The sequence below is a fragment of the Streptomyces sp. NBC_00078 genome (assembly GCF_026343335.1).
In the GTDB taxonomy this organism is placed as follows: domain Bacteria; phylum Actinomycetota; class Actinomycetes; order Streptomycetales; family Streptomycetaceae; genus Streptomyces.
Map to the genome: position 1 here is coordinate 6443174 of NZ_JAPELX010000001.1, position 24662 is coordinate 6467835.

Here is a 24662-nt window from a genome sequence, read left to right on the forward strand (position 1 = left end):
ATACGGCTTGTGCGGCTTCGGCCGTACGACGAGAGGGGTGTGGCCGATGAGCAACACACGTGTTCGCGGGGCAGCGGCCTACTGGCCGCCGGCCGGGCTGCTCGGCCGGGTCGACGAGGCCGACCGCGCCATCCTGCTGAGACTCGGCCACAGCGTGACCTACCCGGCCGGTCAGATCGCCATCCGCGAGGCCGACACCTCGGACTTCGCGCTGCTCCTGCTCGGCGGCATGATGAAAGTCACCGCGCTCGCGCAGGACGGCCGCGAGGCGCTGGTGGCCGTACGGATGGCCGGGGACCTGGTCGGGGAGTTCGCCGGGATCGACGGCCAGCTGCGCACGGGCACCGTGACCGCCTGCGGCAGGGTGCTGGCCCGCTACATACTCCGCTCCGAACTGCTGGAGTGCACAAAACAGCACCCCTCCATAGGACTTGCACTCAGCGCGAGCGTGGTGGCCAAGCTGCGCACGGCGACCGGCCGGATCGTCGACTTCACCGGATGCGACGTGCTCGGGCGGCTGGCCAGGATCCTCCACCACCTGGCCGTCATCTACGGGCCTCCCGACCGCAACGAAGCTCAACTCCCGCTGTCGCAGCCGGAGATGGCCACCCTGGCCGGCGCGGCGGAGTCGTCGATCCACAAGGCCCTGCGGGCGTTGCGGGAGTCGGGCGCGGTCGTGACCGGCTACCGGAGGATCACGATCCTCGATCTGGACCACCTCGCCCGGATCGCCGCCGCGGCCGGGCCCGACGGATCGCCGGCGATCTCGCCGAACACGTAAAAGCACCGGGTTCGCACGAAAGGTCGGCGTCAGCCTGACCGAGTGCCGGGACCCGGCGTTGGAGAGGACGGGGGAAGCAGATGTCAGAGAACAACGGTGCGCCGGACGATTCCAGGCGGATCCGGGCAGGCGACGTGTCCGGAACGGTGGTCATAGGCAGCGGCAACACCGTGAGCAACCTGAGGATCACCGCCGAGTCCGGTTCGACCGTCACCGTGCACGGGGGACCGCTGCCGGATCCGGTCCAACGCCCGTCGATCTCCCAGCTGCCGCGATCCGCCGCCGAGCCGCTGTTCGGACGAGCGCGGGACCTGCGCGTACTGCGAGAGGCGATCGAGACACGTCAGTTGGTGCAGGTCTGGGGCGCGCCCGGGGTCGGCAAGAGTGCGTTGCTGCGCCACCTCGCGTGCACGATGGCGCGCGGGCCCGAAGGCGCGGCCTACATCGAAGCCGGCGGACGTACGGCTGATGACATCGCGCAGGCGATATTCGACATCGGTTTCGACGCGCCGAACTACAAGCCGTCGCTGGAGGTGCTGAAGGAGCATCTGAAGACCCTGCGGCTGCGGATCTACCTGGACGACGCGGGACTCGGCGAGAAGGACCTGCGCCGACTCTTCGACATGGCCGGGCAGTCCACGTTCGTCTTCACCTCGCAGCAGCGGTCCGCGGTCGACGGTGTGCACGCGATCCGACTCGAAGGGCTGACGGCCTCGGCGGCGGCGGAACTGGTGGAGACGCTGCTCTCCCGCGAACTGCGGCCCGACGAGGTGCCGATCGTGGACGCGCTGTGCGACGCGGTGGACGGCAACCCGCTCCGGCTGCGGCGCATCGCCTTGTCGGCCGCGACCGGCAAGGGCCTGCCGGGCATCGCCGATCTTCCCGAACTCCTTCCCGCACTGCTGAACAGGCTCCTGCCGCAGGAGCGCGACCTGCTGTACCTGCTCGGCTCGCTGTCCGGCGCCGAGTTGGCCGCCCGGCATCTCAATGATCTGCTCGGCCGGCCGGACACCGATGCGCTCGCCGACGGTCTGGCGCGACACGGCCTGCTGTTCGCCTCGGAGACCGGCTACAGCTGTCCGCCGGACGTCGCCGAGTGCGTGCTGAACAGTCGGAAGACGGGGTTTCCCGTCGATCGGCTCTGCCGGGCGCTCACCGCGTGGGTCGAGGCGAGGGACACCACCCCCGACGACGTCGCGGCCCACTTTCAGGCCCTGGATGTCGCGGTGCTGCGAGCGGAGCAGAGCGGACACGCACAGCTCGGAGCGGCGCTGGCCCGTGCCGCCTCGCCGAAACTGGCGCTGTCCCGGCAGTTCGACGCGTGGGGCAGCCTGCTCGGAGTCGGCTGGGCAGCGGCGAAGAGTGCGGGGGACAAGGAGGGCGAGGAGTTCTTCCTGCACGAGGCTCGCACCCGACGGAGGGCGCTCGGCCGGGGTGCGCTGACGGCAGCCCTGGTGCTCGAGGCGGACGTGCTGTGGCGGGAACTCACCGCCCTGCACACGCATTCGGCGGCCCACCAGGTCGCCAACGCGGCGTCGACCAGCACACCGCTGACCAGCACACCGACGGTCCACCCGGGCACCCCGGCGCACGGCGCGGGCAGCACACACGCCGTCACCCACTCGACCGTCCACACATCCGCGGCTTCGGCTCCCGCGCACACAGCCTTGACCGCCCACGGGGCGAGGCCGGTTGTCGACCTGTCCCATGCCTCCGCGCAGCCGCACGTCGCGGTCCACGCGGCTGGTGCACACTCAGCGGTACCGATACCTCCGCGGATCGACCTCTCGGCGGCGCACTCTTCCGTCACCCCGTCGAGGCACGCCGTGAGCACCACGACGACTGCGGCGAATGCAGGCCAAACGGGGGTCGCCGCCGGCGGTGCGGCGGGTGCCACGGGCGGAATATCGGCACTCGCCCTCGCCTGCGTGATCGGCGCCGTAGCCGTGCTGGGCGTGGGTGCCACGGTCTACGCGAACGACCAGGCGGACCAGTCTCCGGTCGTCTCGTCGAGTTCCGTCAGTACGCCGGACCTGAGCGATGACACCTTGCCCACCGACGACACCACGTCCAGCGTCGACCCCGTGTGCGCGACCGTGATTACCGAACTGTCGTCAGCGACCCAGCAGTTCAACACCGACGCCGCCATCGCGTCCGACGCGGTCGACTCGTACAACAGCGACATGAACGCCTACAACTCGGGCGAGTCGTCCACCGCTCCCGACGACAGCACGTTGCTCTCGCAGGTCAGTACCGTCATCAGCGACCTGAACTCCGTCGAGTCCACGTTGCGGGGGGCGATCTCGCAAGCCCAGGACAGCTCCGTGGAATCAGACCTCGACGACATGCTGACCGCCACTCAGCAGATCCAGAGCCTGTACCAGTCGTACGAGAACGATCCGGGAGCTTCCGGCGTCGACACGTCGAGTCAGACCTCGGCGATGAACTCGGCGTCAGACAGCCTGCAGACCGACTGCGGCGAGTGACCTTCCTCTCCGAGACCCACCAAGAAAGGCCGGCCATGCCCGCAGAATCCACACACGGAGACATCCACACCGGGGACGTCTCAGGCACTGTCGTCGTAGGGGACAACAACCGGGTGACGAACACGACGAGTCCCCCCGAGCAGCCGGAGCCCGATCCGCAGCCTCAGCAGCAGAGTTCGGCGGAGGATCAGGCAGCCGTCTTCGCAGTCCAGCACGGCCCCATGTACGTCACGTACAACGCCGCAGCCGAGCGCGAGGCGGAAGGCTGAGAAACGCCGCGTGCCCCGGCCGACGATCGGCCGGGGCACGCGGCGTGCGGTCCGCTCAGTTCTTGTCGGCCAGCAACTCCAGGTCCTGAGCACTCAGCGTCGCCGTCTTCAGCAGTTCCCTGATCAGGTTGACACTGAGTGTCGAGCCGACCGGCTCGCCGACCTCGTCGCGCAGCAGTCCGCGCACGCCCCGGCGGTGCAGCCGTTCGCGCACGTCCTCGACCGTGTTCGCGACCGACTTGTGGGTCCAGGACTTGGTCACGTAGGGGGAGGCGTTGACCTGACGGGCCGTGTCCTCCCAGGCCAGCGGGAGCGGGAAGGCGTCGTGGCCCTCCAGGTAGCGCCGGGCGAGTGCGGTGAGCACCAGCCGCTCCTGCGGGGAGAGTTCGTAGACCGTCTCGGGATCCACGGTCTCCGCACCGCTCGTGGAGCGGGGGTTCCGGTCGTCCTCGTCCACGACGCGGACCTCCACCAGGTGGGAACGCCGCTTGGACGAATTGATCACCAGCGGGGTGTACCCGGACTCGATGACGCGCTTGTGGCCGGCGAGCATGAGCACGCCGTCGGGCAGTTCGATCGGCAGATTGCCGGTGTTGACCAGCCACCAGTCGCCGTCCGCGGCCGTGCAGGTGAACACGCCGTGCCGACGGCTGACGCTCGGGTCGTCGACACCGACCGGCACATGCACGTCCTCGCGGTCGCGCCCGAACAGCAGCGTGTACCGGCGCGGCGGCACGGCGTACCCGCCCTCCGGACCCAGTACGAAGATCGTCCCCGGCGGCGCCGAGGGCACCCTGTCGGAGGGACTGCCCGGCGGCAGCATCTGGGGTGGGAAGTTTCCGTACTCCATATCACATACCTCCGGCTCAGCTCGCGTCAGTGTATGAGCGCACTGCGAGGACCGGTCCTCCCACCAGATGCGTACGCTGGGCAAGGCGCGTTCGCCGCCAACTTGTTTTGCCTTGCCCTGAGTTGCTCGATAGCCTGCCCGCCGTGAGCGCGAGCGGCCGGGGAACTGCTGATGATGGATAGCACGATCGCCGAACCACTCGGCGCGGACGATCCACAGGAGATCGGCAGCTTCAACATCATCGGTCTGCTCGGCGTCGGCGGTATGGGTGAGGTCTACCTCGGGGTGTCCGACAAGGGCTACGCCGCCGTCAAGCGCGTCCGGTCACGGTTGGTCTCCAGCGAGCGCTTCGAACGTGAGGTCGGCATCCTCTACCGTGTGCCGGCCGGGGTCGGGCCGCGGGTGCTGGCGAGCGACGGCACCGCGGAACGTCCCTGGTTCGCCACCGAGTACGTGCCCGGACTCACCGTGGACGAGGCGGTCCGGCTGCGCGGCCCGCTGCCTGCCGAGGCGCTGTGGCTGCTGTTGGCCGAGGCGGCCACTCACCTGTCGGCCGTGCACGCGCTCGAGATCGTGCACCGTGACGTCAAGCCCGGCAACGTCATGCTGGTGCGGGACGGCGTGAAGCTGATCGACTTCGGCATCGCGCGCGCCGCGGACCAGGCGAGGCTCACCAAGAGCGGTGGCAGCTACGGCACTCAGGGATTCTCGGCACCGGAACAGCAGGCCGGGGGCGGGGGCGAGGACGTGGACGCGCCCGCGGACGTCTACTCGCTCGGGGCGCTCGTGCTCTACGCGGCTTCGGGCCGTACGCCCGGTGTCGTCGCCGACGTCGAGCCGCTGCGTGCCGTGGATGCCGACCTCGCCGCCGTCATCGGGTCCTGTCTCGCGACCGGACCCGGAGCACGCCCCACCGCCCGGGAGTTGGTGGAGGCGGCCCGCGCACACCTGTCCGTTCCTCCTCCCTCCTGGCCTTCCGAGGTCATGTCACGCATCGCCTCGCGACGTGCCTTCGCCGCGACGCCGGTCGGCAAGCTGGAGACCGTCCCGCCGCCGGACCTGGATGCGGATCCGACGCCTGAGACCGCGCCCCCGTCCGCCGCGTCACCTCGCCATCCACGCAAACGCCTGCTCCTGCTCCCGAGCGCCGCAGTGATCGCCCTCGGCGCCGTCGCAGCGTTCCTACTCGTCCCGTCCGCCTCCCGGCACAACGGCGCTGCGCATACGTCCGACAGCGCGTCGGTCAGCGTCGAGCCCGTGGCCGGGACGACACGGACGTCCTCCGCGAGCCCAAGCCGTTCGACCCCGCCCACCGCGGGGTCGGGGCTCCCGACCCCGGCCGGCACGGACACGACCGTCCCGCCGAGTGCGTCCAGCGCGCGTTCGCCCTCTGGCCCCGCCGCGACTGCCGCGTCCTCAGCAGCCGCCACCCGCGTCACCTCGTCGTCGATCAGTGGTATCAACGGCAGCGACGACCCGGCACAGGTCAAGGGCTCCGAGGCGGACACCTCCTGGGTCGGCAACGACGCCGCCTGCTCCGCCTGGCTGGACGACAACGGCTCCGGCGAACTCGCAGGCGTGCTCAACACCTCCCTGCGCCAAAGCTGTGGCGCCGAACTCCACCGAAGCGACGGCATCGCGTACACGTTCCAGGCCGACTGGGGCGCCGCGAAAACAAACTTCATCTCAGACGTCGGCCGCACGATGTGGATCTGCGTCTGGAATGCGAGCGACCGATCCGACGAACAGTGCTCCGCCCGCTTCGCCATGAACGGCGACACCCCGGTCAAGGAGTGAAACAAACGGCACGACCCGTGGGCCTCCCGAGCCGGAAGGGAGGCCGGCGCGGCTCACGTGCGCGGGCCGTTTGAGCACGCGGTCGAGCGTGTGGGACCACTGCCACGGGGCTTGACCCCCCGGAGGATCCGCTCCGCTCCGGCTCACGGCAAGGGGAGCGCCCGAATCTGATCGGGGCGCGGCGGAAGCCAAGGCCAGACCCAGTGCGGCGACAACTATGGAACCCGACAGGCCGTGCATGGGTTGTGGAGCCGCGCGCGGTGGTGCCGCTGGGGTCAGGTGCTGGGTGCCTCGAAGATCTCGATCGTGCAGCGTGCTGCCCCGCTGCGCTCGATCCTGGCGTCGCTGGTGATCAGCGGAACGCCGAAGCTCTCGGCGAGGGCCACGTAATGCGCGTCGTAGACGGAGAGGTTGTTCGACAGCTCGCGTACGCGCTGCCAGAGGACCAGCGTCGGGTGCAGGTCGAGAGCGAGGGTCTGGTAGTCGGTGATCGCCTTCAGTGCCTCCTTTTCCGTGATCTTGGGCTTGTCCCCTCGCCGGCCGCGGGCCAGCCCGAAGACGGCCGAGGTGATCTCGTAGTCCAGCAGTCCCGGCGCTGCGAGAGCATCGGCGCGGCCCACCCGCTCACGGATCGCGGTTCCGGTTGTGCCGTGGTCGAGGAGGAAGTGGACGAGGCTGGAGCAGTCAATGACGATCAACGTCGGTCTCGCCCGTCCTCGATGGCGTCGAGGATGTCGGTCGTGCCGAGCTCGGTGCGGGTTTCACGCTCCAGGCGTGTGGCCATCTCCGCGAGGGTGGGCTTGGCGGCTTCACGGGAGAGAAGGTCCAGGGCGTACGCCTGGAGCGACTTGCCCGCCTGTGCGGCGCGGACCTTCAGGGCGTTGACTGTGTCGTCCGGGACATCTCGGATCGTGATCGCGGTCATGCCTTCATTTTAGTGGCAATGCAGGCATTATGAAGGTGCTGAGTGCCCGCAGGTCAGATGCCCGACCCGTGAGGTTTCCCGGGGACCCTTCGGGGACTTTCCTGCCTGTCCCAGGGACATTCCGGGGACTTCCCGCCACGTGAGCAGGGAAGGCCCGACAGCGCTGAAAGACACGAATGCGCAGGTCAGGACCCGTCCCCTCAGCACTCGATGATGTTCACCGCGAGCCCGCCCCGAGCCGTCTCCTTGTACTTGACGCTCATGTCCGCGCCCGTGTCCTTCATCGTCTTGATGACCTTGTCCAGGGACACCTTGTGCGAGCCGTCGCCGCGCATCGCCATCCGGGCGGCCGTGACCGCCTTCACCGCGGCCATGCCGTTGCGTTCGATGCACGGGATCTGGACCAGTCCGCCGACCGGGTCGCAGGTCAGGCCGAGGTTGTGCTCCATGCCGATCTCGGCCGCGTTCTCGACCTGTTCGGGAGATCCGCCGAGCACCTCCGCGAGCGCGCCCGCCGCCATCGAGCAGGCGGAGCCGACCTCGCCCTGGCAGCCGACCTCGGCGCCGGAGATGGAGGCGTTCTCCTTGAAGAGCATGCCGATCGCGCCGGCCGCGAGCATGAAGCGGACCACGCCCTCCTCGTCGGCACCCGGGACGAAGTTGATGTAGTAGTGCAGGACGGCCGGGATGATGCCCGCGGCGCCGTTCGTCGGGGCGGTGACCACGCGGCCGCCCGCGGCGTTCTCCTCGTTCACCGCCATCGCGTAGAGCGTGATCCACTCCATCGCGTGCGCCAACGGGTCACCCTCGGCGCGGAGTTGGCGGGCGGTCACGGCGGCCCGGCGGCGTACCTTCAGACCGCCGGGGAGGATGCCCTCGCGGGACATGCCGCGCGCCACGCACGCCTGCATGACCTGCCAGATCTCCAGCAGCCCGGTGCGGATCTCGTCCTCGGTGCGCCAGGCCCGCTCGTTCTCCAGCATCAGGGCGGAGATCGACAGGCCCGTCTCCTTGGTCTGGCGCAGCAGTTCGTCGCCGGTGCGGAAGGGGTACTTCAGCACGGTGTCGTCCAGCTTGATGCGGTCCGCGCCGACCGCGTCCTCGTCGACGACGAAGCCGCCGCCCACCGAGTAGTACGTCTTCGACATCAGCTCCGTACCGGCCGCGTCGTGCGCCCACAGCGTCATGCCGTTCGCGTGGTACGGGAGGGTCTTGCGGCGGTGCAGCTTCAGGTCGTCGTCGAAGGAGAACGGGATCTCGTGCTCGCCCAGCAGCCGGATCCGGCCCGCCTGCTTGATCTGCTCCACCCGCTCGTCTGCACCCTCCACGTCGACCGTCCGCGGGGAGGCGCCCTCCAGGCCGAGCAGCACCGCCTTGGGCGTTCCGTGGCCGTGCCCCGTCGCGCCGAGCGAGCCGTACAGCTCGGCCCGTACCGACGCGACGGAGTCCAGCACCTCCTCGTTGCGCAGCCGGCGGGCGAACATACGGGCCGCGCGCATCGGGCCGACCGTGTGGGAGCTGGACGGGCCGATGCCGATCGAGAACAGGTCGAAGACCGAGATGGCCACGGGGACTCCTCAACTATGGGGTGGCGGGGGTGCCCCGAGAGGCACCCCCGCCGGGAACTACTTGGTCAGGCCGGGGTACAGCGGGTGCTTGTCGGCAAGGGCCTTGACCCGCGCCTTCAGCGATTCCACGTCGGCCTCCCCGAAGGGGGAAGCCGCCTTGAGCGTCTCGGCGATCACGTCCGCGACCTCGGCGAAGTCCTCGGCCGTGAAGCCGCGGGTGGCCAGGGCGGGCGTGCCCACCCGCAGCCCCGACGTCACCATCGGCGGGCGCGGGTCGTTCGGGACGGCGTTGCGGTTGACCGTGATGCCGACCTCGTGGAGACGGTCCTCGGCCTGCTGCCCGTCCAGTTCGGACTCGCGCAGGTCGACGAGGATGAGGTGGACGTCGGTGCCGCCGGAGAGCACGTTGATCCCGGCCTCCCGGGCGTCGTCGGCCGTCAGACGGTCGGCGAGGATGCGCGCACCCTCCACCGTACGCCGCTGGCGCTCCTTGAACTCCTCGCCGGCGGCGACCTTGAAGGAGACCGCCTTCGCCGCGATCACGTGCTCCAGGGGACCGCCCTGGAAGCCCGGGAAGACGGAGGAGTTCAGCTTCTTCGCGAACTCCTTCCTCGCGAGGATGATCCCGCCGCGCGGACCGCCCAGCGTCTTGTGGGTGGTGGAGGTGACCACGTCCGCGTACTCGACGGGGTTCGGGTGCAGGCCCGCGGCCACCAGGCCCGCGAAGTGCGCCATGTCGACCCACAGGTACGCCTCGACCTCGTCGGCGATCCGGCGGAACTCCGCGAAGTCCAGCTGCCGCGGGTACGCCGACCACCCGGCGATGATCACCTTGGGGCGGTGCTCCTTGGCCAGCCGCTCAAGCTCCGCCATGTCGACGAGACCGGCGTCGTCGACGTGGTAGGCGACGACGTTGAACTGCTTGCCGGAGAAGTTCAGCCGCATCCCGTGGGTCAGATGCCCGCCGTGCGCCAGGTCCAGGCCGAGGATCGTGTCGCCGGGCTGGGCCAGCGCGAACAGGGCCGCCTGGTTGGCGGAGGCGCCGGAGTGGGGCTGGACGTTGGCGTACTCGGCGCCGAACAGGTCCTTGACCCGGTCGATGGCGATCTGCTCGGCGACGTCGACGTGCTCGCAGCCGCCGTAGTAGCGGCGGCCGGGGTAGCCCTCGGCGTACTTGTTGGTGAGGACCGAGCCCTGGGCCTCCATGACCGCGACCGGGGCGAAGTTCTCCGAGGCGATCATCTCGAGGGTGGACTGCTGCCGGTGCAGCTCGGCGTCGACCGCGGCGGCGATCTCCGGGTCGAGCTCGTGCAGGGGAGTGTTCAGTGCGGACATGCGTCTACGGCTCCTCAGCCGGCGTTCTGGGCGGTGTACTCGTCGGCGGAGAGCAGGTCGCCCGGCTCGTCCGTGACGCGGATCTTGAAAAGCCAACCGCCCTCGAAGGGGGCCGAGTTCACCAGGGACGGGTCGTTCACCACGTCCTCGTTGATCTCGGTGATCTCACCGGTGACGGGGGAGTACAGGTCGCTGACCGACTTGGTCGACTCCAGTTCGCCGCAGGTCTCGCCCGCGGTCACGGCGGAGCCCACCTCGGGAAGCTGGGCGTAGACGACATCGCCGAGCGCGTTGGCCGCGAACTCCGTGATGCCGACCGTCGAGACGCCGTCCTCGGCGGCCGACAGCCACTCGTGCTCCTTGCTGTAGCGCAGCTGCTGGGGGTTGCTCATGGCCTGAATTCTCCTGTACGCGAGGGAGTGCTGATGAATGGGTGACTGCTGGATACGCGTGTGAGCAGGGAAGATGTGCGCGGGGTCACGTCCGTGGACGGGCCGCCCGCCGCCCAGTTTCTACTTCTGGCGCTTGTAGAACGGCAACGCCACGACCTCGTACGGTTCGTGACTGCCCCGGATGTCCACGCCCACGCCGGGCGCCCCAGGGGCCGCGTGCGCCGCGTCGACGTACGCCATCGCGATCGGCCTGCCCAGCGTGGGGGAGGGCGCACCGGAGGTGACCTCGCCGATCACCTCACCGCCGGCCACGACCGGGTAACCGGCGCGCGGGACCCGGCGGCCCTCGGCGACCAGGCCGACCAGGACGCGCGGCGGGTTCGACTCGGCGCGCGCGGCGGCCTCCCGCAGGGCCTCGCGGCCCACGAAGTCGCCCTCCTTGTCGAACTTCACCACCCGTCCGAGCCCGGCGTCGAAGGGCGTGAGCGAGGTGGACAGCTCGTGCCCGTACAGCGGCATGCCCGCCTCCAGGCGCAGGGTGTCCCGGCAGGACAGTCCGCAGGGGACCAGCCCGGCGGACGCGCCGGCCTCGGTCAGCGCCTGCCACAGCTTCTCCGCGTCGCCGGGGGCGACGAACAGCTCGAAGCCGTCCTCGCCGGTGTAGCCGGTGCGCGCGACGAGGGCCGGGACGCCGGCGACGGTGCCGGGCAGGCCGGCGTAGTACTTCAGGGCGTCGAGGCCGGCGTCGGTGAGGGAGGCGAGGATGCCCGCGGCCTCCGGGCCCTGCACGGCGATGAGCGCGTACGCGTCCCGGTCATCGCGCACCTCGGCGTCGAAGCCGGCGGCCCGCTCGGTGAGCGCGTCCAGCACCACCTGGGCGTTGGAGGCGTTGGCGACGACCAGGTACTCGCTCTCGCCGAGCCGGTAGACGATCAGGTCGTCGAGGATGCCGCCGTCGGCCCGGCAGATCATGGTGTAGCGGGCGCGGCCGACGCCGACGGAGGCGATGTTGCCGACCAGGGCGAAGTTCAGGAGCTGGGCGGCCTGCGGGCCGGTCACGGCGATCTCGCCCATGTGGGAGAGATCGAAGAGTCCGGCCTTCGTCCGTACGGCGAGATGCTCGTCGCGCTCGGAGCCGTAGCGCAGGGGCATGTCCCAGCCGGCGAAGTCGGTCATCGTCGCACCGAGGGAACGATGCAGGGCGTCGAGCGCGGTACGACGGATGTGGGTACTGCTCATCGGACGGTCGTCTCCCAGGGCATAGCGGGACAGGCGAGGGCATTCCTCCCCATCTGTCATCGGAACCTGAGAGGTTCGCCATGACCGCTCGCGGCATGGCTTGCACCGTGGGTGGGACCACCGGGAACGGCGGCCCGCTTTTCAGATGTGCCTCGCCCGCGCGGTAACGGGGCCTGAGAGATTCAAGGGAGGGACTTGCTCCTTCGGCGCCCCAGCGATCTGGTGCTGGGGACTCTCCCGCGCGGATTCAAACGGCCGGTATGCAGTTGGCGCGCACATCATCGCACGCCGGGTCCGAGGGTGGCAGGCCCGGTCTGTAACCGGCTTGTGGCAAGGCGATCACGAAAACACGAGACACCGCGCATTACCTTCTCTTTACACTCGGAGGGCAGGGGACTCCGAACCCGGCCCCAGGGGAGGACGATCACGGTGGACAGGACCACGGCGTACGCCACGAGCCCGGCCGTCGCGCTGCCCGAGCAGCCCGCGGCCCCGGCCCAGGAGGCGTGTGGCGTCCGGCCGGAACCCGTGGTCCGCGATCTGCGCGACCGTTCGGGGCGCAGCCCGCACGCCCTGCTCTTCGGCCCCCGCGATCTCGTGGTGGTCACCGGCCTGCCCGGCAGCGGCAAGTCCACGCTGATGGAGCGCGCGGTGCGTGGCGTCCGTATCGACTCGCAGGACGCCCGCGACCGGTGGGACGCCCGCGCGTCCCGCTTCCTGCCGTACGCGGTCTACCGCCCCCTCGTCCGGCTCGCCCACTACGCCGGGCTGCATCGCGCCCTGCGCGGCGGCGAGGGCGTCGTCGTGCACGACTGCGGCACCCAGGCCTGGGTGCGGGGCTGGCTGGCCCGCGAGGCCCGGCGCCGCGGCGGCACCCTGCACCTCGTGCTGCTCGACGTCCCGCCCGGCGCGGCGCTTCTGGGCCAGCGCGAGCGCGGCCGCGGCGTCTCCCGCTACGCGTTCCTGCGTCACCGCACGGCGGCCGGCCGGCTGATCCGTGCGGTGGAGCGGGGCGATCTGCCCGAGGGGGTCGGCTCGGCGGTGCTGCTGGACCGGGACGCGGCGGACGTACTGCGCAGGATCGGCTTCACGGGCTGACCCCTTTGTCCGTCCCACCCGTTAGCCTTTCCGGGCACAGCAGTGGTTCTCAGCAGGCAGTGGTTCTCAGCAGGCGGTCGGACACAGATGGACTTCCCAGCGGATCTTCCCGCGGACTTTCCCGTACAGGCACACCCCCATCCGCACGGCGGATGGCCAGGCAACGAACTGGAGGAGGTGCTGTCGGCCTCCCTCGGCATGCCCTCGGCGGGCGGCCGGATCATCGAGGTGCTCGGACGCAGCTTCGTCTGGGTCCCGCTGCCCAGCGGCGGCGGCCCGAACAGCGGCCCGCTCGACCTGCCGACGCTGGAGATCGAGGGCCAGGCCTATGTCCCGGTCTTCAGCTCCGAGGAGCAGTTCCGCCAGGTCGTCGGCTCGCACATGTCGTACACGATCGCCCCGGCCGTCGAGTTCGCCCGCGGGCTGCCCCCGCAGGTGGGTCTCGCGCTCAACCCCGACGGCGTGGTCGGCGTCCCCCTTCCGCCGGCCGCGGTCGCCGAGCTGTGCCGGGTGGGCCGCACCCCGCTGGACGGCCCGGCCGCCGGCGCCCGCGTCAAGCTCTTCGAACCGGACTGGCAGGACGACCCGGTCGACTTCCTGGCCGCGGCCTGTGCCGAGTTCGCGCAGACGGGCGTGGTCGTCACGGCCCGCCGCTGCCTCGCCCTCGTCGAGACGGCGGCCCCGGTGATGTTCGTGGGCGTCGAACTCTCCCAGCGGGAGGGCGACCTGCGGGCGCTTCCCCTGGCCGCCCTGGAGCGGGCGGCGACCGCGGTTCCCACCCCGTGGCCGGTCAACCTGGTCCTCCTGGACGTGACGGACGACCCGGTGGCGAACTGGATGCGAGAACAGGTGCGCCCGTTCTATACGGGTGATCACGTGTGAGCGCCGCCAGGGGCGAAGGCACAACAAGTCCGGCACTCCCGGGCGCTTAAGCTGTTGGCAGAAGTGGGCAACTTCCAGAAGGGGCGGTACACGTGAGCGCCAGCGGCACCACGACCGGGACGGTCGAGCACATGCTGCGCCAGGTGACGCCGGGGCGCTACGACGCCTACGAGGCACTCCTCCGCGCACTGGCGGCCCCCGGCGCCGGCCAGATCTGGATGCTCCTGTGGCACGGCCAGGCGGGCTCCCCGGACGCCCAGTACGGAAACATGGAGGTCGAGGGCTACGGCTACGCGCCGTGCGTCACCTCCGCCCAGGAACTCTCGGCCAGCGGCTGGAACAGGTCCTACGAGGTGGTCGACGGCCTGGACGTGGCCCGGACCCTGTACCCCGACCACTTCGGCCTCTGGCTCAACCCGCACGCCCCGGGCGGCGGCCTGGGCATCCCCTGGCTCGACCTGCGCCGTATCGCCACCGGCCTGGAGCGCCAGGCCGCCGGCCCGCTGCGCCTGTCGGATCCCGCGATCGAGATCCCGCAGTTCTACGCCCTGCTCACGCAGAACGCCCACCGCACCCCGTCCGTCCGCTCGCTGCGCCGGGCCTGGGTGCAGCCGGCGCTCGGGGCGCCGTATCTCGCCATCGGCCTGGACGTGTACGACACGAGCCCGCCCGCGGTGGACTCGGTGCGGGCGATGATGCAGCAGTCCATCGGCGCCGTCCCGGACGGACTGCCGGTGTCGACGGTGGCGATGTCCGACGAGTACGACCCCGTCGCCCTGTGGATGCGCGCGAGCGCCCGCCCCTTCTACGACCGCGAGGCCCACGCGGCGGCCCCGGCGCAGGCTCCGGTATCCGGGTACGGCTACCCGCCGGTGCACGGCGGATACTGAGACGGTCGGCTTGGTCCGTACCGGGTCAGGGCTGATCTGCGCGCGTAGATAGCGCCAGAAGATCCTTCTATGTTCTGGATGTCCGCAATGAACCCCGTCCGACCGCCGTTACCCGCTGTCCGGATAACGGAACACACCAGCCTGCATCACGTTTACGCATCCTTTCCCCGTCAAGTCTGGCAACAGATCGCCAAAGCGTTGAAGACTCCCGCTCCAGGGGGGTTCGCCCCCGTGTATTACGGACTGATCACGCCGCTACAGCGGCAAGTGCGGGCCGGCTACCGCCGGTTGAGAGGGGTCCCTGCCAGATGACGGCACCATTGCACGAGCCGACCGCGGAAGCGGCCCCGAGCGCGGCCGAAGAAGCGGCGGTCGCCACTGCCGGTGAAAAGGCAGTTCAGGGGCGTTCCCTGGGCCGGATCGCCTGGGAGCGCCTCAAGCGGGACAAGCTCGCCCTCACGGGCGGCATCGTCGTGCTCGTCCTCATCCTGGTCGCCCTGCTCGCTCCACTGCTCACGGACCTGATCGGACAGGACCCCGACGCCTACCACGAGAGCCTGATCGACCCGCTCTTCGGTACGCCCAAGGGATCCCTGGGCGGCATCAGCGGTGATCACCTGCTGGGCGTCGAGCCCGTCAACGGCCGCGACATCTTCGCCCGTGTCCTCTACGGTGCCCGGATCTCGCTGCTGGTCGGCTTCCTGTCCGCGATCGTCGCCGTCGTGCTCGGTACGGTCCTGGGCGTTCTGGCCGGTTTCTTCGGCGGCTGGGTCGACTCGGCCATCAGCCGTGTCATGGACGGTCTGCTCGCCTTCCCGCAGCTGCTCTTCATCATCGCCCTGGTCTCCGTGATGCCGAACGAGATGCTCGGTCTGACCGGATCCAGCGTGCGTGTGTTCGTGATGATCCTGGTCATCGGCTTCTTCGGCTGGCCCTACATCGGACGCGTGGTTCGCGGCCAGACGCTCTCGCTGCGTGAGCGCGAGTACGTCGAGGCCGCCCGGTCGCTGGGCGGCGGGCGCTTCTACATCCTGTTCAAGGAACTGCTGCCCAACCTCGTCGCCCCCATCATCGTGTACACGACGATGATGATCCCCACCAACATCCTGACCGAGGCGGCACTCAGCTTCCTGGGCGTCGGCGTCAAGCCGCCCACGTCCTCGTGGGGGCAGATGCTCTCGACCGCGATCGACTACTACGACTCGGACCCCATGTTCATGGTGGTGCCCGGCGTGGCGATCTTCATCACCGTTCTGGCCTTCAACCTCTTCGGCGACGGCGTGCGGGACGCGCTCGACCCGAAGGGTTCCCGCTGAACTGCCGTACCCCAAGCGTCCCGTGAGCACCTCCACGGGGTCTCTCATCAAATCCGGAGGATCCGAGATCGTGACTACCCAACGCACCTCAGGGCGGCGTAAGCAGGCTTTGGCCGCTGCTGCCGCGGTCGCCGGCATGCTGACCATGGCAGCGTGCGGCGGCGGCAACGACAACGGCGGTTCGAAGAACGGAGCGGCCGGCTTCGACGCGGCGAACAACAAGGTCGCCCAGGCCTCGCAGGTCAAGAAGGGCGGCGAGCTGAAGTTCGTCACCACCCAGGACGCCGACTCGTGGGACACCACGCGCGGTTACTACGGCTTCATGTGGGACTTCTCCCGCTACTACAGCCGTCAGCTGCTCACCTACAAGACCGAGCCGGGCGCCAAGGGCGCCGAGGTCACGCCGGACCTCGCCGCGGACGAGGGCCAGGTCTCGGCCGACGGCAAGACGTACACGTTCCACCTGCGTGACGGAATCACGTGGGAGGACGGCAAGGCGATCACGTCCCAGGACATCAAGTACGGCATCGAGCGCTCCTGGGCGCAGGACGTCCTGTCCGGCGGTCCGGTCTACCTGCAGCAGATGCTCGACCCCAAGAAGACCTACAAGGGGCCGTACAAGGACACGTCCAAGGACCACCTCGGCCTGAAGGCGATCGACACGCCCGACGCCAAGACGATCGTCTTCCACCTGCCGTCGGCGAACTCCGACTTCAAGCAGGTGCTGGCGATGACCTCGGCCTCGCCGGTCCGCCAGGACAAGGACACCAAGTCCAAGTACGGTCTGAAGCCGTTCTCCTCCGGCCCGTACAAGTTCCAGTCGTACAGCCCGGGCAAGTCGCTGATCCTGGTCCGCAACACCAGCTGGAAGGCGTCCTCGGACCCGGTCCGCAAGGCCTACCCGGACAAGATCTCGCTCACCATCTCGTCCAACCAGAGCGACTCCGACCAGCGTCTGATCAACGGCGACTACGACATCGACGCCAGCCAGACGGGTCTTGGCCCGCAGGGCCGCACCATCGCCCTGAAGCAGCACAAGGCCAACCTGGACAACCCGGTCTCCGGCTTCATCCGCTACGCGGTCTTCCCGCAGACGGTCAAGCCGTTCGACAACATCGAGTGCCGCAAGGCCGTGATCTACGCCGCCGACCACGTCTCCCTGCAGACGGCGCGCGGTGGCCCCGTCGCCGGTGGCCTCATCGGCACCAACATGCTCCCGCCGTCGGTCCCGGGCGCCGAGGGTCAGAAGTACGACCCGTACAAGATCGCCGGTGCCAACAAGAACGGCAACACCTCCCTGGCCAAGCAGGCGCTGAAGGCCTGCGGTCAGCCGAACGGCTTCAAGACCACCATCGCGGTCCGCAACAACAAGCAGCAGGAGGTGGCCACGGCCACGTCCCTGCAGGCGGCGCTGAAGAAGGTCGGCATCCAGGCCGACATCTACCAGTACGACGGCTCGCAGAGCGCCGGCATCATCGGTGCCCCGGCCAACGTCGAGAAGAAGAAGCTCGGCATCATCATCATGGGCTGGGGTCCGGACTTCCCGTCGGTCCAGGGCTATGGCATCCCGCTGTGGAGCAGCAAGTACATCCTCCAGAGCGGTAACAACAACTTCGCCATGATCAAGGACAAGACGATCGACGGCCTCTTCGACCAGTACAACGCGACGAAGGCCACGGACGACGCGAAGAAGACCGAGATCGCCATGCAGATCAACCACAAGGTCAGTGAGGGCGCGTACTACCTGCCCTTCACCTTCGAGCGGCTGCTCAACTTCCGCGGCTCGAACCTGGCCAACGTGTACACGACGAACGCGTACAGCGGTTACTACGACTTCGTCAACCTCGGCCTGAAGTCCACGAAGTAAACCCGGCACACCCGCCGTACGGCACGAAAGGCAGGTGAAGGCCGGCGCGGCGTGACCGCGGGCCACCGGACAACCTCCGGAGGCCCGCGGTCCGCAGCGGGCCGTAAGCTGTGCTCGCTTACCTCCTCAGGCGGCTGTTCGCCGCCGCAGTGATGCTCGTGGTCATCATCCTGGTGGTCTTCAGCATCTTCTTCCTCGTCCCCAAGTGGGCGGGCGTGGACATCGCCACGAGCTTCGTGGGCAAGCAGGCCGACCCCGCGGCGGTCGAAGCCGTGCGGACGAAGCTGGGTCTGAGCGACCCGATCTTCATCCAGGTCTGGCACTTCTTCAAGGGCATCTTCGTCGGCCGTACCTACGCGGCCGGCGGCGACATCACCCACTGCTCCGCGCCGTGCTTCGGCTACTCCTTCCGCAGCGAGCAGGCCGTCTGGCCGGTGCTCACCGACCGCTTCCCGGTGACCCTGGGTCTGGCGCTCGGTGCCGCCGTGCTGTGGCTGGTCTTCGGTGTGGCCGCAGGTGTGCTCTCCGCGCTCAAGCGGGGCAGCCTCTGGGACCGCAGCGCAATGGTCATCGCCCTCAGCGGTGTCTCGCTGCCCATCTACTTCACCGGCCTGCTGTCGCTGGCGATCTTCAGCTACGGACTGGGCTGGATCGACGGCCAGTACGTGCCCCTCAGCCAGAGCTTCACCGGCTGGCTCGGCGGCATGATCCTGCCGTGGGTCACCCTCGCGTTCCTCTACGCGGCGATGTACGCCCGGATCACCCGCGCCACCATGCTGGAGATCCTCGGCGAGGACTACATCCGCACCGCACGCGCCAAGGGCCTCACCGAACCCGTCGTCATCGGCAAGCACGCCATGCGCTCCACGATGACGCCCATCCTGACCATGCTCGGCATGGACCTCGGTGCGCTCATCGGCGGCGCGATCCTCACCGAGACCACGTTCAGCCTGCCGGGCCTCGGCCAGGCCGTCCTGAACGGCATCAAGAACCAGGACCTGCCCATCATCCTGGGCGTCACCCTGATCACCTCCCTCGCCGTGCTCATCGCCAACCTCGTGGTGGACGTCCTGTACGCCGTGATCGACCCCCGAGTGAGGCTCGCATGACCGAACTCAGCAAGACCGGAGCAGCCGTGGGCGAACCCACCTCGGCCTCGCCGGCCCCGACCTCCTTCCTGGAAGTGCGCGACCTGAAGGTGCACTTCCCGACCGACGACGGCCTGGTCAAGTCCGTCGACGGGCTCTCCTTCAAGCTGGAGAAGGGCAAGACCCTCGGCATCGTGGGCGAGTCCGGATCCGGCAAGTCGGTGACCTCGCTCGGCATCATGGGCCTGCACACCGCCGGCCAGTACGGCAAGCGCAAGGCGCAGATCTCCGGCGAGATATGGCTGGACGGCACCGAGCTGCTGACCGCCGACCCGGACGACGTACGCAAGCTGCGCGGCCGTCAGATGGCGATGATCTTCCAGGACCCGCTGTCGGCGCTGCACCCGTACTACACGATCGGCCAGCAGATCGTGGAGGCGTACCGCATCCACCACAACGTCGACAAGAAGACCGCCAAGCGGCGCGCGGTCGAGATGCTCGACAGGGTGGGCATCCCGCAGCCGGACAAGCGGGTGGACAGCTACCCGCACGAGTTCTCCGGCGGTATGCGCCAGCGCGCGATGATCGCGATGTCGCTGGTCAACAATCCCGAACTGCTCATCGCGGACGAGCCGACCACCGCCCTGGACGTGACCGTCCAGGCGCAGATCCTCGACCTGATCCGGGATCTGCAGAAGGAGTTCGGCTCCGCGGTCATCGTCATCACCCACGACCTGGGCGTCGTCGCCGAACTGGCCGACGACATCCTGGTGATGTACGGCGGCCGCTGCGTCGAGCGCGGTCCTGCCGACAAGGTGTTCTACGAGCCCCGCCACCCCTACACCTGGGGTCTGCTCGGCTCGATGCCGCGCCTCGACCGCGAGCAGCAGGAGCGCCTGATCCCGGTCAAGGGCTCCCCGCCCTCGCTGATCAACGTGCCGTCCGGGTGCGCCTTCAACCCGCGCTGCCCGTACGCCGACATCCCGAAGGACAACGTCACCCGCACGGTCCGCCCCGAGCTGACCGAGGTCGGCAGCCAGCACTGGGCCGCCTGCCACATGACGCATGAGCAGCGGGAGCGTATCTGGATCGAAGAGATTGCGCCGAAGCTGTGAGCGAGAACCCTAAGGACGCGGCAGTGGGCATCCCTGCGCAGAGCGAAGGCAGTGTGGTCACCAGGGACGGGGCCGCTCCCGGCGAGACCCTGCTGAAGGTGACCGGGCTCCAGAAACACTTCCCGATCAGGAAGGGCCTGCTCCAGCGGCAGGTCGGCGCCGTGCACGCGGTCGACGGCATCGACTTCGAGGTCAGGTCCGGCGAGACGCTGGGCGTCGTGGGCGAGTCGGGCTGCGGCAAGTCGACGATGGGCCGGCTGATCACCCGGCTGCTGGAACCGACCGGCGGCAAGGTCGAGTTCGAGGGCAAGGACATCACGCACCTCGGGGTGAGCGGCATGCGTCCGCTGCGCCGCGACGTACAGATGATCTTCCAGGACCCGTACTCCTCGCTGAACCCGCGCCACACCATCGGCACGATCGTCGGCGCCCCCTTCAAGCTGCAGGGCGTCGAGCCCCAGGGCGGCATCAGGAAGGAGGTCCAGCGGCTGCTGTCGGTGGTCGGCCTCAACCCCGAGCACTACAACCGCTACCCGCACGAGTTCTCCGGCGGTCAGCGCCAGCGCATCGGCATCGCCCGCGCGCTCGCCCTGAACCCGAAGCTGGTCGTGGCGGACGAGCCGGTCTCCGCGCTGGACGTGTCGATCCAGGCCCAGGTCGTCAACCTGCTCGACGACCTCCAGCAGGAGCTGGGCCTGACTTACGTGATCATCGCGCACGACCTCTCCGTCGTCCGGCACGTCTCGGACCGGATCGCGGTGATGTACCTCGGCAAGATCGTCGAACTGGCCGACCGTGAGGCGCTGTACAAGGCGCCGATGCACCCGTACACCAAGGCGCTGATGTCGGCGGTGCCGATCCCGGACCCGCGGCGCAGGAACGCCAAGAGCGAGCGCATCCTGCTCAAGGGGGACGTGCCCTCGCCGATCTCCCCGCCCAGCGGCTGCCGCTTCCACACCCGGTGCTGGAAGGCGACGGAGATCTGCAAGACGACCGAGCCGAAGCTCGTGGAGCTCAAGCCCGGCCAGCAGGTCGCCTGCCACCACCCGGAGAACTTCGAGGACCAGGCCCCGCAGGAGACGGTGCTGCTGACCGTGGCCAAGGAGGCGGCCGAACTGGTCTCCGACGAGGTGCTTGCGGAGTCGGCGGAGACGTCGGCTGCCGTGGCGGCGGAGGTCGCGGAGACCACCGATGGCGCGAAGGCCACCGATGCCGCGGAGGCGACCGAAACCACCGCTGCCGCGACGGCCACCGACGCCGACTCCACCGAGTCCGCCGTGACCCCGGAGGCCGAAAGCCAGGAGTCAACCGACAAGTAACGCATGACAAGTTGGCAAAGTCATGCACATGACCGAACGGGAGAGTTCAGAGTCGTCCGTGTCCGGCTTATCGGCACACGCTCGGATAGGACGACTCATGAAACTCTCCCGTTCGGCACGCTTAGGAGCCGTCGCTACCGCGGCGGCTTCCTTCTTTGTCATCGCCGCCTCCGCGGCTCCAGCCCCGGGCGCCCCCGGAATAGGTGACACCTACTTCCCGAACCTGGGCAACGGCGGCTTCGACGCCCGGCACTACGCCCTGGACGTGGCGTACAACCCGGACACCGACCGCCTCGACGGCCGTACGACCCTCACCGCGCGCGCCACCCAGAATCTCTCCTCCTTCGACCTCGACCTGCAGAAACTCGAGGTCACCAGAGTCGAAGTGAACGGCAGACGCGCCCAGTTCACCCGTGACGGCGACGAACTGCACATCACGCCGCGCGGCTCCCTGCACAAGGGCCATGACTTCACGGTCACCGTCACCTACGGCGGCGTCCCCGAAGCCCTCAGCGGCCCCATCGTCTTCGGCTCCGACTACGGGTGGATGAAGACCGCGGACGGCGTCTTCGTCGCCTGCGAACCCAACGCCGCCTCCACCTGGTTCCCCTCCAGCGACCACCCCTCCGACAAGGCCACGTACGACATCCGCATCAAGGCCCCCAAGGGCCTGACCGGTGTCTCCAACGGCCGGCTGGTCTCGACGTACGACAAGGGAGCCTCGACGTACGCCCACTGGCGCGAGAGCCGGCCCATGGCGACCTACCTCGCGACCGCCACCATCGGGAAGTTCGACGTGAAGACCGGCAGGACGCCCTCCGGGATCCCGATCTACGTCGCCATCGACCCGGTGCTCGCGAACAGCAACAGCGTCGACGTGTACGCCGTGACCGCCGCGGCCACCGACTACTGGTCGCAGGTCTTCGGGCCTTATCCCTTCGAGGAGACCGGCGCGATCGTCGACGACATGCCGCAGGCCGGGTTCTCTCTGGAGGTGCAGAGCAAGCCCGCCTACTCGGCCGTGCGCAACGAGACGACGATCGTGCACGAACTGGCCCACCAGTGGTTCGGCGACTCGGTCTCGGTGGCGCACTGGAAGGACATCTGGCTGAACGAGGGCTTCGCCACCTACGCGCAGTGGCTGTGGGCCGAGCACCAGGGCACCCGCAGTGCCCACGACTCGTTCCTGGCCGGCTACAACTCCCGCCCCGCCGCCGACGCCTTCTGGCAGACCGTCGTCGCCGACCCGCAGCGCGACACCATGTTCGCGTCCGCGGTCTACCAGCGCGGCGCGATGACCCTGCAGGCGCTGCGCGAGCGCATCGGGGACAAGGCGTTCTTCAAGCTGCTGCCGGCCTGGACGAAGCTCCACCGCTACGGCAACGCCAACACCGCCGAGTTCATCAAGCTCGCCGAGAAGGTCTCCGGGCAGAAGCTCGACGACCTCTTCCAGAAGTGGCTCTTCACGACGGGCAAGCCGGCCCTGTAGTGACCCCTGAGTAGAATGTGGGGTGCTCCAGCAACTGTTCAGCCCCTCCGTCCAGCACACGCTCGACCTCGTCGGCATCTTCGTGTTCGCCATCTCCGGCGCGCTGCTGGCCGTCCGCAAGAACTTCGACGTCTTCGGCATCGCCGTGCTCGCCGAGGTCACCGCGCTGGGCGGAGGGCTGTTCCGTGACCTGATCATCGGCGCCGTACCGCCTGCCGCCTTCACGGACTTCGGCTACTTCGTCACCCCCCTGCTGGCCGCTGTCCTGGTGTTCTTCCTCCACCCGCACGTGGAGCGCATCCAGGTCGGGGTGAACGTCTTCGACGCGGCCGGCCTCGGCCTGTTCTGCGTCGCCGGGACGACGAAGGCGTACGAGTACGGGCTCGGCCTCACTCAGTCGGCGACGCTCGGCCTCGCCACCGCCGTCGGCGGCGGTGTCCTGCGCGACGTGCTCGCCAACGAGGTGCCCTCGCTGCTGCGTTGGGACCGCGACCTGTACGCGGTCCCGGCGATCGTCGGTGCCACCATGGCAGTCCTGTGCATCCGCTACGACGCCCTCACTCCGCTCACCGGCGGGCTCGCGGCCCTCACCGCCTTCGTCCTGCGCCTGCTCGCGATGAAGTACCACTGGCGAGCGCCTCGTGCGTGGAACCGGCGCTCGACGGTACGGGAGGAGTAGCGCTGCGGGTCCGGGCGTGATGCTGGCCCATCTCCACCGAGAGCCAGCGGAACGACGGGACCACCTGCGGCCGCCACAGCGCCATGTTGTGCCCGCCCGCGTTCTTCGGGATGAAGATGACGTGCACGGTCGTCGGTGCCTTCGCGCTCTGTTCGAGGGCGACGCCGGCCTCGTAGCCGTCGTGCGGCTGTCCGGAGACGTACAGGGCGATCCGGGGCGGGGTGGGGGACTTCCTCATCAGCAGGTAGGGGTTGTTGTCGGCCCTGACCGTCGGGTTCTGCGCGGCGAGCGAGTTGCGTTCGCCGATCGGGTCGTTGTAGCCGGACATGCTGATCGCGGCCATGTAGCGGTTCGGGTGCGCCACCGCCAGCTTGACCGCGCAGTGCGCCCCGGCCGAGTACCCGGCGACCGCCCAGCCCCTGGGGGCGGGTTCGGCGCGGAAGTTGTCCATGACCATCTTCGGTACGTCTATGCTCAGCCAGCTGTCCGCGTTGACCTGGCCCGGGATGTTCGCGCAGCCCGTGTCGACGCCGGCCAGCAGGTTGGTGCGCGGGGCGACCAGGATGAACGGCGCGACCTGACCGCTCTGCATCAGCGGGGCCAGCTGCCGGGTCGCCCGCATCGAACCGAACCATGCCTTCGCCGAGCCCGGGTAGCCCGGCAGCAGCTCGACCACGGGGAACTTGTGGTGACGGTAGGCGGGCTGGTCGTACTGGGGCGGCAGCCAGACGTAGACCTCGGCGTTCACGCCGGAGACGCGGCCCTTGAGCTGGGTCTCGCGGACGCCGTTCATTCCCGGCCCGGTCGCCGGCGCGAAGTCCTGCTTGACCTTGGGCAGGCGCTTGAGAGCTATGCCGCCGGTGCCGTCGGCGCCCAGATTGGCCGCCTGCTGCACATGGTTGCCCGTGCCGAGCAGGTCGGCCCAGTTGTCGTACAGGCTGTTGGCGTTGTTGACGAGCACGAAGACCAACGCGACCGCCGTCCCCTGGGCGAACAGCAGCATCAGCATCCGGCCCGCCGTACGCAGGGCCTTCGGCCCGTGGATCCGTGACCACAGGACGAGCGGCAGTATCAGTGCGATCGCGAAGAGCACGATCAGCGTGTAGAGGAACGGAGTCCCGGTGAGGCTCATGTCCCCATAGAGGGGGACACGGGCGCCCGGGTTGAGGACGAGTGGGGACACTTACCAAGAAATTGCCGGAACCTCACCCGGGAGGACGGGCGGGACGGTCATGTGTCACACGGCCTTAACGCCGAAAGCTACCGCTTAGTAATTT

The 24662-nt window shown here is 69.0% G+C and carries 22 protein-coding genes and 2 riboswitches; of the genes, 14 read left to right on the top strand and 8 right to left on the bottom strand.

All coding sequences use genetic code 11. The features are described from left to right. Positions 1 to 46: 46 nt before the first annotated feature. The 3 genes from OOK07_RS30400 (at position 47) to OOK07_RS30410 (ending at position 3536) form a co-directional block, all read left to right on the top strand. A complete protein-coding gene (locus OOK07_RS30400; RefSeq protein WP_266799630.1) occupies positions 47 to 781 on the top strand; it encodes a Crp/Fnr family transcriptional regulator in 735 nt (244 codons plus the stop codon). An 80-nt stretch (positions 782 to 861) separates the two neighbouring features. Next, a complete protein-coding gene (locus OOK07_RS30405) occupies positions 862 to 3267 on the top strand; it encodes an ATP-binding protein (RefSeq protein WP_266799631.1) in 2406 nt (801 codons plus the stop codon). A 35-nt stretch (positions 3268 to 3302) separates the two neighbouring features. Next, positions 3303 to 3536 carry a hypothetical protein gene (locus tag OOK07_RS30410; RefSeq protein WP_266799633.1) on the top strand — a complete coding sequence of 78 codons (234 nt, stop codon included), beginning with the start codon at positions 3303 to 3305 and terminating at the stop codon, positions 3534 to 3536. Positions 3537 to 3591: 55 nt separating this feature from the next. Here OOK07_RS30410 and OOK07_RS30415 read toward each other — a convergent pair whose 3' ends face one another. Beyond that, complete coding sequence (locus OOK07_RS30415) at positions 3592 to 4386, bottom strand: FHA domain-containing protein (protein WP_266799635.1); 795 nt, start codon at positions 4384 to 4386, stop codon at positions 3592 to 3594. A 171-nt stretch (positions 4387 to 4557) separates the two neighbouring features. Here OOK07_RS30415 and OOK07_RS30420 point away from each other — a divergent pair, with 171 nt between their 5' ends. Continuing rightward, positions 4558 to 6183 (top strand): serine/threonine protein kinase, encoded by a 1626-nt coding sequence (locus OOK07_RS30420; RefSeq protein ID WP_266799637.1) that lies wholly within the window; start codon positions 4558 to 4560, stop codon positions 6181 to 6183. Positions 6184 to 6458: 275 nt separating this feature from the next. Here the strand turns inward: OOK07_RS30420 and OOK07_RS30425 are convergent, their stop codons facing one another. The 6 genes from OOK07_RS30425 to gcvT form a co-directional block, all read right to left on the bottom strand. Continuing rightward, positions 6459 to 6881 (bottom strand): type II toxin-antitoxin system VapC family toxin, encoded by a 423-nt coding sequence (locus OOK07_RS30425; RefSeq protein WP_266799638.1) that lies wholly within the window; start codon positions 6879 to 6881, stop codon positions 6459 to 6461. Further along, the gene (locus OOK07_RS30430; protein ID WP_266799640.1) at positions 6878 to 7108 is read right to left on the bottom strand and encodes a FitA-like ribbon-helix-helix domain-containing protein; all 231 of its coding nucleotides are present in this window, start codon (positions 7106 to 7108) and stop codon (positions 6878 to 6880) included. Before OOK07_RS30430 ends, OOK07_RS30425 begins: the two co-directional genes overlap by 4 nt. Before the next feature lie 200 nt (positions 7109 to 7308). Beyond that, positions 7309 to 8676 carry an L-serine ammonia-lyase gene (locus OOK07_RS30435; protein ID WP_266799642.1) on the bottom strand — a complete coding sequence of 456 codons (1368 nt, stop codon included), beginning with the start codon at positions 8674 to 8676 and terminating at the stop codon, positions 7309 to 7311. 57 nt (positions 8677 to 8733) lie between these two features. After that, positions 8734 to 10011, bottom strand: coding sequence for a serine hydroxymethyltransferase (glyA, locus tag OOK07_RS30440; RefSeq protein WP_266799644.1), 1278 nt, complete (start codon positions 10009 to 10011; stop codon positions 8734 to 8736). 14 nt (positions 10012 to 10025) lie between these two features. After that, entirely contained in the window at positions 10026 to 10403 is a 378-nt protein-coding gene (gene gcvH, locus OOK07_RS30445; RefSeq protein ID WP_266684972.1) for a glycine cleavage system protein GcvH, read from the bottom strand. 120 nt (positions 10404 to 10523) lie between these two features. Beyond that, on the bottom strand, positions 10524 to 11642 hold the full coding sequence (gcvT, locus tag OOK07_RS30450; protein WP_266799646.1) for a glycine cleavage system aminomethyltransferase GcvT: 1119 nt from the start codon (positions 11640 to 11642) through the stop codon (positions 10524 to 10526). A gap of 43 nt (positions 11643 to 11685) precedes the next feature. Next, positions 11686 to 11793, bottom strand: a riboswitch (glycine riboswitch). Beyond that, a riboswitch (glycine riboswitch) is annotated at positions 11794 to 11892 on the bottom strand. 173 nt (positions 11893 to 12065) lie between these two features. Here gcvT and OOK07_RS30455 point away from each other — a divergent pair. The 10 genes from OOK07_RS30455 to OOK07_RS30500 all read left to right on the top strand — a co-directional run bounded on the left by OOK07_RS30455 (position 12066) and on the right by OOK07_RS30500 (position 23385). After that, entirely contained in the window at positions 12066 to 12740 is a 675-nt protein-coding gene (locus tag OOK07_RS30455) for an AAA family ATPase (protein WP_266802080.1), read from the top strand. 87 nt (positions 12741 to 12827) lie between these two features. After that, positions 12828 to 13622, top strand: coding sequence for an enhanced serine sensitivity protein SseB (locus OOK07_RS30460; protein WP_266684974.1), 795 nt, complete (start codon positions 12828 to 12830; stop codon positions 13620 to 13622). 92 nt (positions 13623 to 13714) lie between these two features. Continuing rightward, positions 13715 to 14512, top strand: a complete 798-nt coding sequence (locus OOK07_RS30465) for an enhanced serine sensitivity protein SseB C-terminal domain-containing protein (RefSeq protein ID WP_266684975.1) — start codon at positions 13715 to 13717, stop codon at positions 14510 to 14512. A 308-nt stretch (positions 14513 to 14820) separates the two neighbouring features. Continuing rightward, positions 14821 to 15828 carry an ABC transporter permease gene (locus OOK07_RS30470; protein ID WP_266684976.1) on the top strand — a complete coding sequence of 336 codons (1008 nt, stop codon included), beginning with the start codon at positions 14821 to 14823 and terminating at the stop codon, positions 15826 to 15828. A 70-nt stretch (positions 15829 to 15898) separates the two neighbouring features. Further along, complete coding sequence (locus tag OOK07_RS30475; RefSeq protein WP_266684977.1) at positions 15899 to 17695, top strand: ABC transporter substrate-binding protein; 1797 nt, start codon at positions 15899 to 15901, stop codon at positions 17693 to 17695. Between the two features lie 110 nt (positions 17696 to 17805). Beyond that, complete coding sequence (locus OOK07_RS30480; protein ID WP_266684978.1) at positions 17806 to 18804, top strand: ABC transporter permease; 999 nt, start codon at positions 17806 to 17808, stop codon at positions 18802 to 18804. Further along, positions 18801 to 19898, top strand: a complete 1098-nt coding sequence (locus OOK07_RS30485) for an ABC transporter ATP-binding protein (protein WP_266684979.1) — start codon at positions 18801 to 18803, stop codon at positions 19896 to 19898. Before OOK07_RS30480 ends, OOK07_RS30485 begins: the two co-directional genes overlap by 4 nt. Beyond that, positions 19895 to 21217, top strand: coding sequence for an ABC transporter ATP-binding protein (locus tag OOK07_RS30490; RefSeq protein ID WP_266799650.1), 1323 nt, complete (start codon positions 19895 to 19897; stop codon positions 21215 to 21217). Before OOK07_RS30485 ends, OOK07_RS30490 begins: the two co-directional genes overlap by 4 nt. A gap of 97 nt (positions 21218 to 21314) precedes the next feature. After that, a complete protein-coding gene (locus OOK07_RS30495; RefSeq protein ID WP_266684981.1) occupies positions 21315 to 22706 on the top strand; it encodes a M1 family metallopeptidase in 1392 nt (463 codons plus the stop codon). Between the two features lie 22 nt (positions 22707 to 22728). Further along, positions 22729 to 23385, top strand: a complete 657-nt coding sequence (locus OOK07_RS30500; RefSeq protein WP_266799651.1) for a trimeric intracellular cation channel family protein — start codon at positions 22729 to 22731, stop codon at positions 23383 to 23385. Here OOK07_RS30500 and OOK07_RS30505 read toward each other — a convergent pair. Beyond that, entirely contained in the window at positions 23294 to 24517 is a 1224-nt protein-coding gene (locus OOK07_RS30505) for an alpha/beta hydrolase (RefSeq protein WP_266684983.1), read from the bottom strand. The two genes, OOK07_RS30500 and OOK07_RS30505, sit on opposite strands and share 92 nt — an antisense overlap. Positions 24518 to 24662 lie beyond the last annotated feature (145 nt).

Excerpts from the sequence above, each read along its gene's own strand:
- OOK07_RS30405 (WP_266799631.1), top strand. The coding sequence starts at position 862 with ATGTCAGAGAACAACGGTGCGCCGGACGATTCCAGGCGGATCCGGGCA.
- OOK07_RS30400 (WP_266799630.1), top strand. The coding sequence starts at position 47 with ATGAGCAACACACGTGTTCGCGGGGCAGCGGCCTACTGGCCGCCGGCC.
- OOK07_RS30485 (WP_266684979.1), top strand. The coding sequence starts at position 18,801 with ATGACCGAACTCAGCAAGACCGGAGCAGCCGTGGGCGAACCCACCTCG.
- OOK07_RS30495 (WP_266684981.1), top strand. The coding sequence starts at position 21,315 with ATGAAACTCTCCCGTTCGGCACGCTTAGGAGCCGTCGCTACCGCGGCG.
- OOK07_RS30415 (WP_266799635.1), bottom strand. The coding sequence starts at position 4,386 with ATGGAGTACGGAAACTTCCCACCCCAGATGCTGCCGCCGGGCAGTCCC.
- OOK07_RS30420 (WP_266799637.1), top strand. The coding sequence starts at position 4,558 with ATGATGGATAGCACGATCGCCGAACCACTCGGCGCGGACGATCCACAG.
- OOK07_RS30410 (WP_266799633.1), top strand. The coding sequence starts at position 3,303 with ATGCCCGCAGAATCCACACACGGAGACATCCACACCGGGGACGTCTCA.
- OOK07_RS30430 (WP_266799640.1), bottom strand. The coding sequence starts at position 7,108 with ATGACCGCGATCACGATCCGAGATGTCCCGGACGACACAGTCAACGCC.
- OOK07_RS30460 (WP_266684974.1), top strand. The coding sequence starts at position 12,828 with ATGGACTTCCCAGCGGATCTTCCCGCGGACTTTCCCGTACAGGCACAC.
- gcvH (WP_266684972.1), bottom strand. The coding sequence starts at position 10,403 with ATGAGCAACCCCCAGCAGCTGCGCTACAGCAAGGAGCACGAGTGGCTG.
- glyA (WP_266799644.1), bottom strand. The coding sequence starts at position 10,011 with ATGTCCGCACTGAACACTCCCCTGCACGAGCTCGACCCGGAGATCGCC.
- OOK07_RS30505 (WP_266684983.1), bottom strand. The coding sequence starts at position 24,517 with ATGAGCCTCACCGGGACTCCGTTCCTCTACACGCTGATCGTGCTCTTC.
- gcvT (WP_266799646.1), bottom strand. The coding sequence starts at position 11,642 with ATGAGCAGTACCCACATCCGTCGTACCGCGCTCGACGCCCTGCATCGT.
- OOK07_RS30470 (WP_266684976.1), top strand. The coding sequence starts at position 14,821 with ATGACGGCACCATTGCACGAGCCGACCGCGGAAGCGGCCCCGAGCGCG.